General features: G+C 72.5%; 10 protein-coding genes. 7 read left to right on the top strand and 3 right to left on the bottom strand.

All coding sequences use genetic code 11. The features are described from left to right. Both LO762_RS14305 and LO762_RS33095 read right to left on the bottom strand, forming a co-directional pair. Positions 1 to 1014 (bottom strand): hypothetical protein, encoded by a 1014-nt coding sequence (locus tag LO762_RS14305; RefSeq protein ID WP_230615162.1) that lies wholly within the window; start codon positions 1012 to 1014, stop codon positions 1 to 3. 100 nt (positions 1015 to 1114) lie between these two features. Beyond that, a complete protein-coding gene (locus LO762_RS33095; protein ID WP_304523652.1) occupies positions 1115 to 5047 on the bottom strand; it encodes a hypothetical protein in 3933 nt (1310 codons plus the stop codon). 274 nt (positions 5048 to 5321) lie between these two features. On the opposite strand from LO762_RS33095, the gene LO762_RS14285 reads away from it, so the two are divergent. From LO762_RS14285 to LO762_RS14275, 3 genes are all read left to right on the top strand, one after another. Next, positions 5322 to 6554 (top strand): Mur ligase family protein, encoded by a 1233-nt coding sequence (locus LO762_RS14285; protein ID WP_230615154.1) that lies wholly within the window; start codon positions 5322 to 5324, stop codon positions 6552 to 6554. Further along, positions 6544 to 7263, top strand: a complete 720-nt coding sequence (locus LO762_RS14280) for a type 1 glutamine amidotransferase (RefSeq protein ID WP_230615152.1) — start codon at positions 6544 to 6546, stop codon at positions 7261 to 7263. The genes LO762_RS14285 and LO762_RS14280 overlap by 11 nt, the downstream gene beginning before the upstream one ends. A gap of 106 nt (positions 7264 to 7369) precedes the next feature. After that, positions 7370 to 7657 carry a hypothetical protein gene (locus LO762_RS14275; RefSeq protein ID WP_230615150.1) on the top strand — a complete coding sequence of 96 codons (288 nt, stop codon included), beginning with the start codon at positions 7370 to 7372 and terminating at the stop codon, positions 7655 to 7657. Here the strand turns inward: LO762_RS14275 and LO762_RS14270 are convergent. Then, a complete protein-coding gene (locus tag LO762_RS14270; protein ID WP_230615148.1) occupies positions 7651 to 8016 on the bottom strand; it encodes a DsrE family protein in 366 nt (121 codons plus the stop codon). The two genes, LO762_RS14275 and LO762_RS14270, sit on opposite strands and share 7 nt — an antisense overlap. 167 nt (positions 8017 to 8183) lie before the next feature. On the opposite strand from LO762_RS14270, the gene LO762_RS14265 reads away from it, so the two are divergent. The 4 genes from LO762_RS14265 (at position 8184) to fusA (ending at position 13766) form a co-directional block, all read left to right on the top strand. Then, on the top strand, positions 8184 to 10187 hold the full coding sequence (locus LO762_RS14265; RefSeq protein ID WP_230615146.1) for a hypothetical protein: 2004 nt from the start codon (positions 8184 to 8186) through the stop codon (positions 10185 to 10187). 581 nt (positions 10188 to 10768) lie between these two features. Then, positions 10769 to 11143, top strand: coding sequence for a 30S ribosomal protein S12 (gene rpsL, locus LO762_RS14260; RefSeq protein ID WP_123669978.1), 375 nt, complete (start codon positions 10769 to 10771; stop codon positions 11141 to 11143). Continuing rightward, positions 11143 to 11613 carry a 30S ribosomal protein S7 gene (rpsG, locus tag LO762_RS14255; protein WP_230615144.1) on the top strand — a complete coding sequence of 157 codons (471 nt, stop codon included), beginning with the start codon at positions 11143 to 11145 and terminating at the stop codon, positions 11611 to 11613. The genes rpsL and rpsG overlap by 1 nt, the downstream gene beginning before the upstream one ends. Positions 11614 to 11654: 41 nt before the next feature. Continuing rightward, positions 11655 to 13766, top strand: a complete 2112-nt coding sequence (gene fusA / locus LO762_RS14250; RefSeq protein WP_230615142.1) for an elongation factor G — start codon at positions 11655 to 11657, stop codon at positions 13764 to 13766. Positions 13767 to 13854: the final 88 nt, after the last annotated feature.

The following is a 13854-nucleotide window of genomic DNA, read 5'->3' as shown; positions in this document are numbered from 1 at the left end:
TCAGATCTTGTCCCGCGTGCGGGCGGACAGCCCGTGCTCCTCGGCTATCGGGTTCCACAGGTCGAGGAAGGTGCGCTTGGTGGCCGTCGCCCTGTCGGTGGCGTCCTTCAGCCGGGTGCCGGCGTCGCCGTCACAGCCGTCCTCGTCCTTCAGGAACGCGAGCGCCTCCTTGTTGGAGTCGATCGAAGCCTGGAGCGCGCCTTGCAGCGCCGCCTTCACCTCGGCGCCCTTCGGCAGCGCCGACAGGTCCAGGTCGGCCGCCTCCCCGAGCTGGCCCTCACGCTCCTCGATCGCGTTCGAGAACGTCTCGATGTCGGCGTCCTTGTTCGCGCACGTGTACGTGATCGTGGCGAGCTTGGCCCTGCTGTCGGTCATCACGTCCAGGAGGTCGTCGACGGTCGCCGCCTGGGTCTTGGCGTCACCCTGGGCCGCGCCGCCGTCCTCGGGCTTCTCAGCGCCGTCCGGGGTGTCCGTGCGCGAGGTGCTCTGGCCGCCGTTGAGGGACAGATCGCCCGGATCGTCAGAACCCTTCCAGAACACATAGCCCACCACGACGGCGCCGGTGAGCAGCGCCGCGACCAGCCCGGCCAGCAGCGGGCCGCGCCAGCTCGGGCCGTCGTCGGGGATCCAGTTCTCCTGGCCGCTTCGGTGCGGCGGCTCCTGCGGCGGCACCGGCTGCTGCGGCGGCGGCCCGCCCCACGCCTCGGGACGGCCCGCGCCGCCCCACCCCGGATCGGACCGCTCCGGCCCCGGCCACGGGGCGCGCTCCGGCTGCTGCTCCCGCCACTGCGCCGCCTGCGGCTCGGGCGGCCACTGCCGCTCCTCCTCGACGGGCTCCGGCGGCCGCCACGACGAACGCACCGCCGGATCCGGACGCCACGGCTCCGGCGGCCACTGGTCGCCCACGACCTGAGGCGTCCAGGGCGCCTCGTCGGCCTGCGGGAGCGGCGCGTCGCAACGGGTGCACCGGCCGAGGGATCCGGGGGTCTCGCTCCGGCATTCCGGACACTGCATCGCGGGCTCTCCAAGGGGGGAGTTCTTGTCCCAGGCGTACGTCGCAGTTCACACTAGCGGGAGCGAGCCCGGCATAACGTCCCCTGCCCGTCACCGGGTGTCAGAAGTGCTGCCTGCGGGCCAGGCCGTGCGCGGGCGCCACCTTGTTCCACACGGACAGGAACCGGCTCTTCGCCTTCGACGCCTGCGCCGACAGGTCGTTGCCGCGCGCGTAGTCCGGATCGTCCGTCGGGGTGTTCCCCTTGCAGCCCTGATGCCGGTTCGCCCACGCCAGGAACGCGTTGTCCACGTCCAGCGAAAGCTGCATCGACTGCACGAGCGACGTCCTCAGCTTCCCGGACTGCGCGAGCTTCCCGATCTTGATCGTCTCGGCCCGCTGGAGCTGCTGCTGGCGCTGCTGCGCGATCTGCTGCATCGACGCGATCGCCTCCGGCAGCTTCTTGCACTTCTTCGCGTTCTCCAGCGCGCCGCCCAGCTGGGTGCGGCTGCGCGAGCTGGAGTTCAGCAGCGCGTTGACGCGTTTCGCCTGCTTCGCCGCGCCCGGATCGGCGGCCGCACCCTCGGCGACCGGCGTGTTCGTCTTCTGCGGCCCGACCGTCGTGTTCTCGTCGTCCCCGTCGAACACGACAAAAAGGACGGCGGCGACGGCGAGGGCGACGAGCGCGACGACCCCGGCGAGCAGCCGCTTGTTCCCCCGCCTGGTCGGCGTCCCCGACGACGACCGGTGTGACCGCGTCATCGGCAGCGGACCCTCCGGGTCCCACAACGGGCGCTCGTCACGCCCGGCCCCGGCCCACCCGCCTTGCGGCTGCTCGGGCACGTACTGCCGTCCGGGCGGCGGCGGAGGCGCGTACGGCGCCATCTGCGCCTGCGAGGGCGGCGCCGAAAGCGGCTGCACCACCGGGGCCCGAGGCCCCTCCTCCCGCCGCTGCGGCTGCGGCTGCCCCTGCCCCACCGGCTCCGCGAACCAGGAGTCCGGCACGACCGGCTCGCCCCTGTTCTCCGGAACCCCGCCCCCGGCCACCGGCGGCACCACGCCGCCGGACGGCACCGGCGCCACCACGTCCGATCCCGGCAACGGCGACCCCCCGGACGGCCCGTCCATCGCCGGCGTCCACCACTGCGTGGCCTCCCCCGGATCCTCCGCCGGCACCGGCGGCACCGCAGGCACCGCGAACGTGGAGTCCCCCGCCCCCAAAGCCCCTACCCCAACCCCGAACGTCCCCCCGTCATACCGCCCCGCCCCGAACGTCTCCCCACGGCCACCACCCGCCCCGGACCCAACCCCCCCGCCACCCCGCCCGAACCCGTCGTCCCGAGCCCTGCCCGCCCCGTCCGCACCAAACGAGCCACCCCCCACCCCAGCACCGAACCCGTCACCCTGCACCCCGCCCGCGCCGCCACCGCCCGGCCCGTACAACCCACCCGCACCGAACGCGTCATCCCGCACCCCGCCCGCCGGGAACCCGTAAGGATCGCTGGCCGCCCCCGCAGCGCCCTGCCCGAAGGAGCCGCCGCCCACCCCAGCACCGAACGCGTCGCCCTGCACCCCGCCCGCGCCGCCGCCGCCCGGCCCGTACAACCCGCCCGCACCGAACGTGTCGTCCCGCGCCCCGGCCGCCGGAAATCCGTAGGGGTCGCTGGCCGCCCCCGCAGCGCTCTGTCCGAAGGAGGTGCCGCCCGCCCCCGCGCCGAAGGCGTCGTCTTGCGCGCCGGTCGCGGGGAATCCGTAGGGGTCGCTGGGCGTGCCTGTAGTGCTCTGTCCGAAGGAGGTGCCGCCCGCTCCCGCGCCGAAGGCGTCGTCCTGAGCCCCGGCCGCGCCGCCGCCGTAGGCGTCGCCGCCCGGCCCGTACGACCCGCCCGCGCCGAACGCGTCGCCCTGAGCCCCGGTCGTCGGGAACCCGTAGGGGTCGCTGGACGTGCCTGTAGCGCTCTGTCCGAAGGAGGTGCCGCTCGGCGCCGCGCCGAAGGCGTCGTCCTGCGCGCCGGTCGCGGGGAATCCGTAGGGGTCGCTGGGCGTGCCCGTAGTGCCCTGTCCGAAGGAGGTGCCGCCCGTACCGGTGGCGAAGCCGTCGCCTCGCGATCCGGCCGCGTTGTCGCCGTACGCGTCGCTTCCGGCGCCGAACGGGATGTCACCCGCGCCCGTCCCGGCCGGTCCGGCGCCGAACGATCCAGCGCCCGCTCCGCGTCCGAACCCGTCGTCTGACGCGCCCCCGCCGACCCCGATCGGCCCGCTACCGGCGCCCGTCCCGAACCCCTCGTCCTGCCGCCCGGCCGCACCGCTGCCGTACGCGTCGCCCCCGGCCCCGAACGGCCCATTGACCGTGCCCGCCCCGAAGACGTCGCCGGACGCACCGCCGGTACCGACACCGTAGGCGTCGCCCGCAGCCCCGAACGCGCCGCTCGCACCCGCTCCGAACGAGTCGTCAGGCGCTCCACTGGCGCTGTCGCCGTAGGCGTTGCCCCCGGGCCTGAACGCGCCGCTCGCACCCGCTCCGAAGGAGTCGTCAGGCGCTCCGCTGGCGTTGTCGCCGTAGGCGTTGGCCCCGGCCCCGAACGTGCTGCTCGCGCCCGTTTCGGCGGACGCGGCTCCGAAGGGGCCGCTACCCGCGCCCGTCCCGAACGCGCTGCTCGTGCCCGCTCCGAAGGAGTTGTCGGGCGTTCCGCTGTCGCCGTAGGCGTTGGCGCCGGCTCCGAATGCGCTGTTTGTGCTCGTTTCGGCGGATGCGGTACCGAAGGGGCCGCTACCCGCGTTCGTCTCGAACGCCTGGTCATGGCCTCCGGTTCCGAGTGGGACGCTGCCCGTGCCTGCTCCGGTGGGTCCAGTACCAAAGGGGCCGCTGCCCGCGCTCTGCGTGAACGGGTTGTCCTGGGTGCCGGGTGCCGGGAAGCCGAAGGGGTCGCTGGGTGTTGCCGGGCTGCCGTGTCCGAAGGAGCCGGTGCCCGTGCCCGTGCTGAACGCGTCGTCGTGTGCCCCGGCCGGGCCGCTGCCGTACACGTCGCCGCCGGTGGCGAACGGGCCGCTGCCGTCGGCGGGGCCGAACTGGCCGCCGCCCGCGCCTGCTCCGGTCGGCTCGCCGTAGGCCCCGGCGCCGCCGCCCTGGCCGAAGGGGGTGCCCGTGCCCGGCGTGAACGCGCCGTTCTGCGTGCCGGGCGCGGGGAATCCGTAGGGGTCGCTGGGGGTTCCCGAAGTGCCGTGAGCGAAGGGGCCGCCGCCCGTGCCCCACCCCTCGTCGTGGCCGCTGTTGCCGTACGGGTCGCCTACGGCACCGAACGAGCCGGTGCCCGTGCCCGGTCCGGCGGGTCCGGCGCCGAAGGAGCCGCCCGCTGCCGCGCCGAACGCGTCGTCCTGGGCTCCGGTCGGGCCGCTGCCGTACACGTCGCCGCTGGGGCCGAACTGGCCGCCGCCCGCGCCGACGGCCTCGTCGTGGCCGCCGGTGTCGGCACCCTGCGCGAACGGGTCGCCCTGTGTGCCGGGCGCCGCGAATCCGTAGGGGGCGCCGGGGGTTCCCGGGGTGTTGTGTGCGAAGGGGCCGCTGCCCGCGCCGGGTGCGAAGGCGTCGCCCTGGGCGCCGCTCGCGCCTCCTCCGGCAGCCTCGCCGCCCTGGCCGTAGGGGCCGCCCGCGCCAGGCGTGAACGGGGTGTTCTGCGCGCCGGTCGCCGGGAAGCCGTAGGGGTCGCTCGGTGCGCCCTGGCCGAAGGGGCCGCCGGGGGCACCGGCTCCGGGCGGGAAGGGGGAGGGGGGAGCGGCGGCTTGGGGGGCCGGGGGAGGGGGGAAGGAGGGGACGTCGTGGGACGGGGGGCGCGGCGGCTGGGGGGTGGCGGCGGCGTCGTAGGTGGTCACGGTGGGGTCGCCCTCCGGGGGGATGGGGGGCCAGCGGTCGAAGAGGATGGTCTTCTCCGTACTGCTGGTGGGTGCGGCATAGGCGCCGGCGAGGGCGGACGAGTCCGACGCGGCGGGAAGGGGGGTGCCACAACGGGCACACGACGCCTGCCCTTCGGACGCCTGCAGGGCGCAGGACGGACACCGCATGGCGTTCAACCCTTCTTCACGTCGTTACCCGGTGATTCTGCCCTGTCCCCCACTCCGGTAGGGGCGCAAGGAAGATTCCTCGGCACATGTGGCATTTGGCGTGCATGTCTAGCTGCGGCTGGCGCCGTGGTGCGGCGTTGGTCACAGCGCCGCTTTCGGTAGTCGTACCGTAACCCAGCGTGCGAGAGTAGCCGGTTTACCCGCGACGAGGCGGGAATGGCCGCGCCAGCCACTAGAGTCGGCCTGAGTCGGGCTTATAGGGGAAAGAGAAGCGATGAGTGATCTTCCGCTGCGGTCGCAGCTGGCGGTCGCCCTCGGGCGGACCGCCTCGCGCATGTCGCGGCTGGCCGGACGAGGCGACGGATCGGTGATCGGCGGGAAGATCGGGCTGAAGCTCGACCCCGAACTCCTCACCAGGCTGTCCGCGGATCGCAAACTCGTCCTCGTCAGCGCCACCAACGGCAAGACCACAACGACCAGGCTGATCGCGAGCGCGATGAGCGGCCTGGGCGAGGTCGCCACGAACGCGTTCGGCGCCAACATGCCCACCGGGCACGTCAGCGCGCTGGCCGCCGCGCCGGACGCCCAGTACGGCGTGCTGGAGTGCGACGAGAAGTACGTGCCGCTGGTCCTGAGCGAGACGAAGGCCAACATCGTCCTCCTGATGAACCTGAGCCGCGACCAGATGGACCGCGCGGGCGAGATCTGGCAGCTCGCCGGCAAGTGGCGCAAGGCCCTGGACGGCGCCGACACGCACGTCGTGGCGAACTGCGACGACCCGCTCGTCACCTGGGGCGCCTCGACGGCCAGGAAGGTCACCTGGGTCGCGGTGGGCCAGCACTGGAAGGAGGACTCCTGGTGCTGTCCCGAGTGCGGCGGGCCGCTCGACCGCGACGGAAGCCACTGGGCGTGCCGCCAGTGCCCGTTCGCCAGGCCGAAGCCGGACTGGATCCTGCACGGCGACAGGGTGACGACCCCCGGCGGCCACACCTACGGCCTGGATCTCCAGCTCCCGGGCCGGGCCAACCGCTCCAACGGCGCGATGGCGCTGGCCGTCGTCGCCCTGTTCGGGATCGCGCCGGAGCAGGCGCTGCCGCTGCTGGGCCGGGTCGCCTCGGTCGCGGGCCGGTACACCACGGTCCAGTTCCAGGGCCGTGACATCCGGCTGCTGCTGGCGAAGAACCCGGCGGGCTGGCTGGAGGCGTTCGACGTGCTGGAGCCCGCGCCGGGCCCGGTCGCGCTGTCGATCAACGCGCAGGGCCCCGACGGCCGTGACACCTCGTGGCTCTGGGACGTCGACTACCGCGTCCTCAAGGGCCGTCCGGTGTGGGCGACGGGTGAGCGCAGGCTCGACCTCGCGACCCGCCTGGAGGCCGCCGAGGTCGACTTCCGCGTCGTCGACGACATCGAGCAGGCGGTCCTGGCGGTGCCGCCCGGCAAGCTCGACGTGATCGCCAACTACACAGCCTTCCAGAACATCCGAACGAGGTACGGCCGTGCCCTCTGAAGAGATCAAGATCGTCTGGATCTACCCCGACCTGCTCAGCACCTACGGTGACGGCGGCAACGTCATCGTCCTGGAGCGGCGGGCCCGGCTGCGCGGCATCATCCCCCGGACGGTGCGGGTCCGCTCGGACGAGCCGGTCCCCGTGGACGGTGACATCTACCTGCTCGGCGGCGGTGAGGACCGGCCGCAGATCCTCGCGGCGCAGCGGCTGCGCGCGGACGGCGGCCTGCACAAGGCCGTCGAGTTCGGCGCGGCGGTGTTCGCGGTGTGCGCGGGCTACCAGTTGCTCGGTCACGAGTTCGGCGGCGAGGAGGGCCAGCCCGTCCAGGGTGTCGGCCTGCTCGACATCCGCAGCGGCCGGGGCGAGATCCGGGCCGTCGGCGAGATCGCGGGCGAGGTGGATCCGGCGCTCGGCGTGCCGATGATCACCGGGTTCGAGAACCACCAGGGCGTCACCCGGCTCGGCCCGAGCGTGAAGCCGCTGGCGCGGGTCGCGGTCGGCATCGGCAACGGTGACGGCTACGAGGGCGCTTACGCGGGCCACATCGTCGGCACCTACATGCACGGGCCCGCTTTGGTCCGCAACCCGGGTCTCGCCGATCTGCTGCTCGGCTGGGCGGTCAAGCGCCGCTTGGAGCCGGTCGACGACAGTTGGGCGGGACGCCTGCGGGAGGAGCGCCTGCGGGCGGTCCTCCCGGCCTCCTCCTGACCGGACGGGCACGAACCGCGCCTCCCGGACGTTATTCCTTTGTCCTCTCTTGTCCCGCGAACGGACAAGATGGACTGACAAGGGGTGGCGATCCGGGAGGAGTGCCATGGACCGTGAGCGCGAGGGCGGCGGCCGGGACCGGACACCGCCCGTTCCGCCCGACATGGGCGACGACGACCAGCAGTTCGAGATCGACCTCCTGCGCGCCTACGAGGAGGACCCGCCCCGCGACCGCGTCATCACCGACGAGGACCGGGGCGAGATCGGCATCACCGAGTGGCTCCGCGAGGAGGCGCGCCGGGCGGATCCGCCGCCCGACGACCGTCCGGCCGAGGAGGCGGCGGTCCACATCGAGCGCCGCGAGCACCACCCGCCCCGCGACGACCCTCAGTAGACGAGGGCCTGGACGCCCTCTCCGGTGACCTCCTCGACGAACGCGGGCGCGCCCGCTATCCGCACGCCCGGCAGCAGGTCGTCGCCGGTGAGGTCGCGCCGCGCCGCGCACTGCGTGCACAGCGTCACCCGGCCCCCGGCGAGCACGATGCCGAGCAGGTCCACGACCGGTGTCGCGTGCGGCAGGGCCGGGAACTCCGCCGCCTTGCCCGGCACCGCGAACCACGCGGACTCACCGGTCAGCCACAGGGACACGCCGACCCCGCTCGCGACGGCGGCCGCGGCCACCGTCAGCGCCTGGTTGGCGCGCTCGGGGGCGTCGGCCCCCGCGGTCACTTTGATCACCAGCGATCGAGTCATGGCGGCAGCCTACTTACCCGGAAACGGCCTGCCCCAAAGCGGAGATCTTTGCTCAATCGGGACGGAAGAAATCTTGACCGGTGGCCGGGGGATTTGCCGTATGCAGGCGCACCGGGCACTCTGTGAACTGGTCGTGTGGTATTCGAGAGCCGATAAGGAGTCCACCGATGACCGAGCAGAGCGGCCCGCAGTGGCCGTCGCAGGAGGAGCCGGCATCGGCCGACCAGCCCGACACCGGCGCTCCCGACCAGATCGATCCGCCCACCAGACCCGCGGGGGAGCGCACCGTCGTCTTCGGCGCCCCGCAGCTCCGCCCGCCGAGGCCCCCGGCCCAGCCGCCCGCGCCGCCGGCCCAGCCCGCCGAGCCCTACGGGCAGCCGGGCGCCGCCCCTTACGGCCAGCCCGCTCCGGGCTTCCCGCCCGCCGAGCCCCCGTCCGGCCAGGCGCCGCCCCCCGCCGACCCGTACGCGCAGCCGTCCCCCTACGGCTCCCCGGCGCCCTCCGCCTACGGCCAGCCGCCCGCGCCCTACGGCCAGCCCGCGAACCCCTACGGCGCCGCGCCCGCCCCGCAGCCGGAGTCCCCGTACGGCCAGCCCGCCCAGGGCGGCGAGTCGCCCTACGGCCAGCCCGCCGCGCCGCAGGCCGAGCCCGCTTACGGACAGCCCCCGCAGCCCGCCGAGCCGCCCTATGGGCAGCCCGCAGAGTCCTCCTACGGGCAGCCGCCGCAGTCCGGCTGGCAGGCGCCCGGACGGCCTTCCGCGCCGCAGCCGCCGACGGCCTGGGCCCCGCCGAGCGGCGCGCCCGGCTACCCGGCCCAGAGCGAACAGCCGCCCGCCTACCCGACCCCGGCCGAGCAGCCGCCCGCCTACCCGGCGCCGCAGGAACAGCCTCCGGCTTACCCGGCTCAGAGCGAGCAGCCCCCCGGTTATCCCGCTCCGGGTGAGCAGCCTTCCGGTTACCCGTCGGCGCCCGCCTACGGGCGGCCGTCGGGGGAGGGGTTCGGCGGGTCCGGTGCCTCGGGGGGTTACCCGACGGTCAGTGATCCCGGGGCCGCCGAGGAGCGTCCGGCGCCCGAGCTGGAGGACCCGTGGGGCACCGCGCCCACGGTGCTGCCCAAGCGCGAGGACCTGCGCCCGCCCGTGGGCGAGGCGCCCGCCACGACGGTGATCCCGGGGCTCGGCACGCCGCAGCCGGAGGCGGACCGGAAGGACGTCCCCGCGCCGTCCAGCCAGCCCTACCCGGGCGACATCCCGCTCGTCACCAACCGGCCGCCCGTCGAACCGGCGCTGGACGAGACGGTCCACGAGCCCGAGCGGCCGTGGGGCAAGCCGAACCCGGCGGCGCCCCCGGTCGGCGGCGAGACGGTGCTGGACTTCGACGCCAGCGCGTTCCGCCAGCAGGCGGCCGCCCCGGCCGGGGCCGACCCCGACGCCACCCAGGCGTTCGACGCCCGCCCCCCGGCCGACCAGGCCCCGTCCTACGGCCAGCCCGCCGACCAGGCACCGCAGTACGGCCAGCCGGGCGAGCAGCCGTCGCAGTACGGCCAGCCGCAGCCCTACCCGCAGCCGGGCCAGCCCCAGCAGCCGTACGGCCAGCAGCAGCCCTACGGCTACGCCCAGCCCGACCAGCCGGGCGGCTACGGCCAGCCCGCCCAGTACGGTCAGCCCTACGGCGGCCAGCCCGCCTCCCCCTACGGCCAGCAGGCTCAGGGCCAGCCCGGCTCCTACGGCCAGCCGGGGGACCAGGGGACGCCCTTCGGCCAGCCCGCCCAGGGCGACCAGGCCCAGCAGTACGGCCAGCCCGCCCAGGGCGAGGCGCAGCCCTACGGCCAGCCCGGACAGCAGGCCCAGCCGGGCGAGGCCCCGCAGTACGGCCAGCAGGGTCAGCCGGGACAGCCGGGGTACGGCCAGTACGGGCAGCAGCCCTACGGCCAGCACCAGCAGTACGGCGGCGACCAGCCCTACGGCCAGGGCGGACAGGCACCGGCCCAGCAGGGTCAGGGCGGCCAGCCGTACGGGCAGCAGCAGTACGGCGAGCAGCCCGCCGCGCAGGGGGGCGCCGAGGAGGAGCAGTCCGAGGGTTCGGACAACAAGATCTGGATCTGGCTCGGCCTCGTCGCGCTCGTCGCCGTCGTGGTGATCCTCGTCGCGTTCTTCGCCCCGCTCTGGTGAGCCGGGGCCGTTCTTGCCACCGGATGGGCACCCGCACGCCCGCCCGGTGACGGATCACGCGAAGACCCGTATGATCTCCGGACATACGGGTCTTATCGTTCATCCAGGCGTTCCGGAACTTTTCCCGCTTATCAGCCCGTTCCTCCCCCAGGGCATCGGCGGTTCGGCCCCGCGAAGGTTGCGCCGGACGCCCCTTACCCGGTAATGGCGTATTCGCTTTGACCTCGTCTCAGGGGTTGGGTACGCTCTATCTTCGTGCCCGCGGCATCGCGGGTCACGCTTGCGTGCGCTCCGGCGGGTCCGTATCTGGCGGCCGCGGCGCGACGTGGATTCCAAGCGATCCTCAAGGTCCAGGCCCCTCGGGGCCGGGCGGGCCACGGTCGGCGCGACACGCCCGACCGCGGGGGTCGGCGGAACAAGCAAACCAGCAGGTCAGAGGCTCGTCGAGGGCCGCTGATCCAGGGTTATGCGCGGACGAGAAATTCCGGGTGTGACTCGCGCATACAAAACAGAGCACGGACAAGCCGTGCTCACCCGGTCGCGGAGACCGGGCCCGGTACGACGAAGGAAGACGGAGAGCGGTGCCCACAATCCAGCAGTTGGTCCGAAAGGGCCGGCAGGACAAGGTGACCAAGACCAAGACGCCCGCGCTGAAGGGAAGCCCCCAGCGCCGCGGCGTCTGCACCCGCGTGTACACGACGACGCCGAAGAAGCCGAACTCGGCGCTGCGGAAGGTCGCCCGTGTCCGCCTGAGCAGTGGCATCGAGGTCACCGCCTACATCCCGGGTGTCGGACACAACCTGCAGGAGCACTCCATCGTGCTGGTGCGCGGCGGTCGTGTGAAGGACCTGCCGGGTGTTCGCTACAAGATCATCCGCGGTTCGCTCGACACCCAGGGTGTCCGCAACCGCAAGCAGGCGCGCAGCCGCTACGGCGCGAAGAAGGAGAAGAGCTAATGCCGCGTAAGGGCCCCGCGGGCAAGCGCGTACTGGTCGCCGACCCGGTGTACAACTCGCCGCTGGTCACCAGCCTGATCAACAAGATCCTGCTGGACGGCAAGCGTTCCATCGCCGAGCGCATCGTTTACAACGCGCTCGAAGGCTGCCGCGAGAAGACCGGCAACGACCCGGTCGTCACCCTCAAGCGCGCGCTCGACAACGTGAAGCCGACCATCGAGGTCAAGTCCCGCCGTGTCGGTGGCGCGACCTACCAGGTCCCGGTCGAGGTCCGGCCGGCCCGCAGCACCACGCTCGCGCTCCGCTGGCTCGTCACCTACTCCCGCGGCCGCCGCGAGAAGACGATGACCGAGCGTCTGATGAACGAGCTGCTCGACGCCAGCAACGGCCTGGGCGCCTCGGTCAAGAAGCGCGAGGACACCCACAAGATGGCCGAGTCCAACAAGGCCTTCGCCCACTACCGCTGGTAACAGCGGTCGGCTGAACCCACGAGAGCAAGGACGCGAGCACAATGGCTGCTAAGACCGGTGTGGACCTCTCCAAGGTCCGCAACATCGGGATCATGGCGCACATCGACGCTGGCAAGACCACGACGACCGAGCGCATCCTCTACTACACGGGGATGAGCTACAAGATCGGCGAGGTCCACGACGGCGCGGCCACCACCGACTGGATGGAGCAGGAGCAGGAGCGGGGGATCACCATCACCTCCGCCGCTGTCACCTGCAAGTGGCCGGTGGAGAGCGTCGAGCACACCATCAACATCATCGACACTCCCGGCCACGTCGACTTCACCGTCGAGGTGGAGCGCTCGCTGCGCGTCCTCGACGGCGCCGTGACCGTCTTCGACGGCGTCGCGGGTGTCGAGCCGCAGTCCGAGACCGTGTGGCGTCAGGCCGACCGCTACGGCGTTCCGCGCATCTGCTTCGTCAACAAGCTGGACCGCACCGGCGCCGACTTCCAGCGCTGTGTCGACATGATCGTGAACCGCCTCAGCGCGGTGCCGCTGGTCATGCAGCTGCCGATCGGCGCCGAGTCCGACTTCCTGGGCGTCGTCGACCTGGTCCGGAACAAGGCGCTGGTCTGGAACGCCGAGGCCAAGCTGGGCGAGATGTACAACGAGGTGGAGATCCCCGAGGACCTCGCCGACGCCGCCGAGGAGGCCCGCGCGGCCCTCATCGAGACCCTCGCCGAGAACGACGACGAGGTCATGGAGCAGTACCTCGAGGGTGTTGAGCCGACGATCGAGGAGATCTACGCGGGCGTCCGCCGGGCGACCCTCGCCGCGAAGCTCACCCCGGTGTTCTGTGGCACCGCCTTCAAGAACAAGGGTGTGCAGCCCCTGCTTGACGCCATCGTCCGCTACCTGCCGTCCCCGCTGGACGTCGAGGCGATCGAGGGCCACAAGATGGGCGACGAGGAGACCGTCATCGCGCGCAAGCCGAGCGAGGACGAGCCCTTCTCCGGTCTGGCCTTCAAGATCATGTCCGACCCGCACCTGGGCAAGCTCACGTTCGTCCGGGTCTACTCGGGCGTGCTGGAGTCCGGTTCCTCGGTCCTGAACTCGGTTCGGGACAAGAAGGAGCGGATCGGCAAGATCTACCGGATGCACGCGAACAAGCGTGAGGAGATCGACCGCGTGGGCGCCGGCGACATCATCGCCGTCATGGGTCTCAAGCAGACCACCACGGGCGAGACGCTCTGCGACGACAAGAACCCCGTGGTCCTTGAGTCGATGAGCTTCCCCGCGCCGGTCATCCACGTGGCCGTCGAGCCGAAGACCAAGGCCGACCAGCAGAAGCTGGGCACCGCGATCCAGCGGCTCGCCGAGGAGGACCCGTCCTTCCAGGTGCGCACTGACGAGGAGACCGGCCAGACGATCATCTCGGGCATGGGCGAGCTCCACCTGGAGATTCTCGTCGACCGGATGAAGCGCGAGTTCAAGGTCGACGCCAACGTGGGACGGCCGCAGGTCGCCTACCGCGAGACGATCACCAAGACCGTCGAGAAGGTCGAGTACACCCACAAGAAGCAGACGGGTGGCTCCGGCCAGTTCGGTCGAGTGATCATCACGCTGGCGCCGATCGGCGGCGGCAGCGACGGGTACGAGTTCGAGAACAAGGTCACCGGTGGCCGCATCCCCAGGGAGTACATCCCCTCGGTGGACGCGGGCTGTCAGGAGGCCGCCGAGTTCGGTGTTCTCGCGGGCTACCCGATGGTGGGCGTCAAGGTCACCCTGCTCGACGGCGCCTACCACGAGGTGGACTCCTCGGAGATGGCGTTCAAGGTCGCCGGTTCGATGGCGTTCAAGGAGGCCGCGCGCCGCGCCGCCCCGACGCTGCTCGAACCGATGATGGCGGTCGAGGTCACCACGCCCGAGGACAACATGGGCGACGTGATCGGCGACCTCAACAGCCGTCGCGGCCAGATCCAGGCCATGGACGAGGCGCACGGAGCGCGCATCGTCCGGGCGCTCGTGCCCCTCTCGGAGATGTTCGGCTACGTGGGCGACCTGCGCAGCAAGACCCAGGGCCGGGCGGTTTTCACCATGCAGTTCGACTCCTACGCCGAGGTTCCGGGGAACGTCGCGCAGGAGATCATCGCCAAGGCCAAGGGCGAATAGCCCGCACCCGAGGCACCAGAAGCCAAGTTGAGCCCCCGCCTCGGCGGGGGTGACCCACAGAGCACGTCAGAATCACTGAGGAGAACCT

Origin of the sequence: Actinocorallia sp. API 0066 (assembly GCF_020991275.1) — a bacterium.
In the GTDB taxonomy this organism is placed as follows: Bacteria; Actinomycetota; Actinomycetes; order Streptosporangiales; family Streptosporangiaceae; genus Actinocorallia.
The sequence above is the reverse complement of the archived record's forward strand: the minus strand, read 5'-3'. Positions and strand labels throughout refer to the sequence as shown.

What these genes read in the sequence shown, in the direction of transcription:
- LO762_RS14270 (WP_230615148.1), bottom strand. Translation starts at nt 8,016, where the DNA reads ATGACTCGATCGCTGGTGATCAAAGTGACCGCGGGGGCCGACGCCCCC.
- rpsG (WP_230615144.1), top strand. Translation starts at nt 11,143, where the DNA reads ATGCCGCGTAAGGGCCCCGCGGGCAAGCGCGTACTGGTCGCCGACCCG.
- LO762_RS14305 (WP_230615162.1), bottom strand. Translation starts at nt 1,014, where the DNA reads ATGCAGTGTCCGGAATGCCGGAGCGAGACCCCCGGATCCCTCGGCCGG.
- LO762_RS33095 (WP_304523652.1), bottom strand. Translation starts at nt 5,047, where the DNA reads ATGCGGTGTCCGTCCTGCGCCCTGCAGGCGTCCGAAGGGCAGGCGTCG.
- LO762_RS14265 (WP_230615146.1), top strand. Translation starts at nt 8,184, where the DNA reads ATGACCGAGCAGAGCGGCCCGCAGTGGCCGTCGCAGGAGGAGCCGGCA.
- LO762_RS14285 (WP_230615154.1), top strand. Translation starts at nt 5,322, where the DNA reads ATGAGTGATCTTCCGCTGCGGTCGCAGCTGGCGGTCGCCCTCGGGCGG.
- LO762_RS14275 (WP_230615150.1), top strand. Translation starts at nt 7,370, where the DNA reads ATGGACCGTGAGCGCGAGGGCGGCGGCCGGGACCGGACACCGCCCGTT.
- fusA (WP_230615142.1), top strand. Translation starts at nt 11,655, where the DNA reads ATGGCTGCTAAGACCGGTGTGGACCTCTCCAAGGTCCGCAACATCGGG.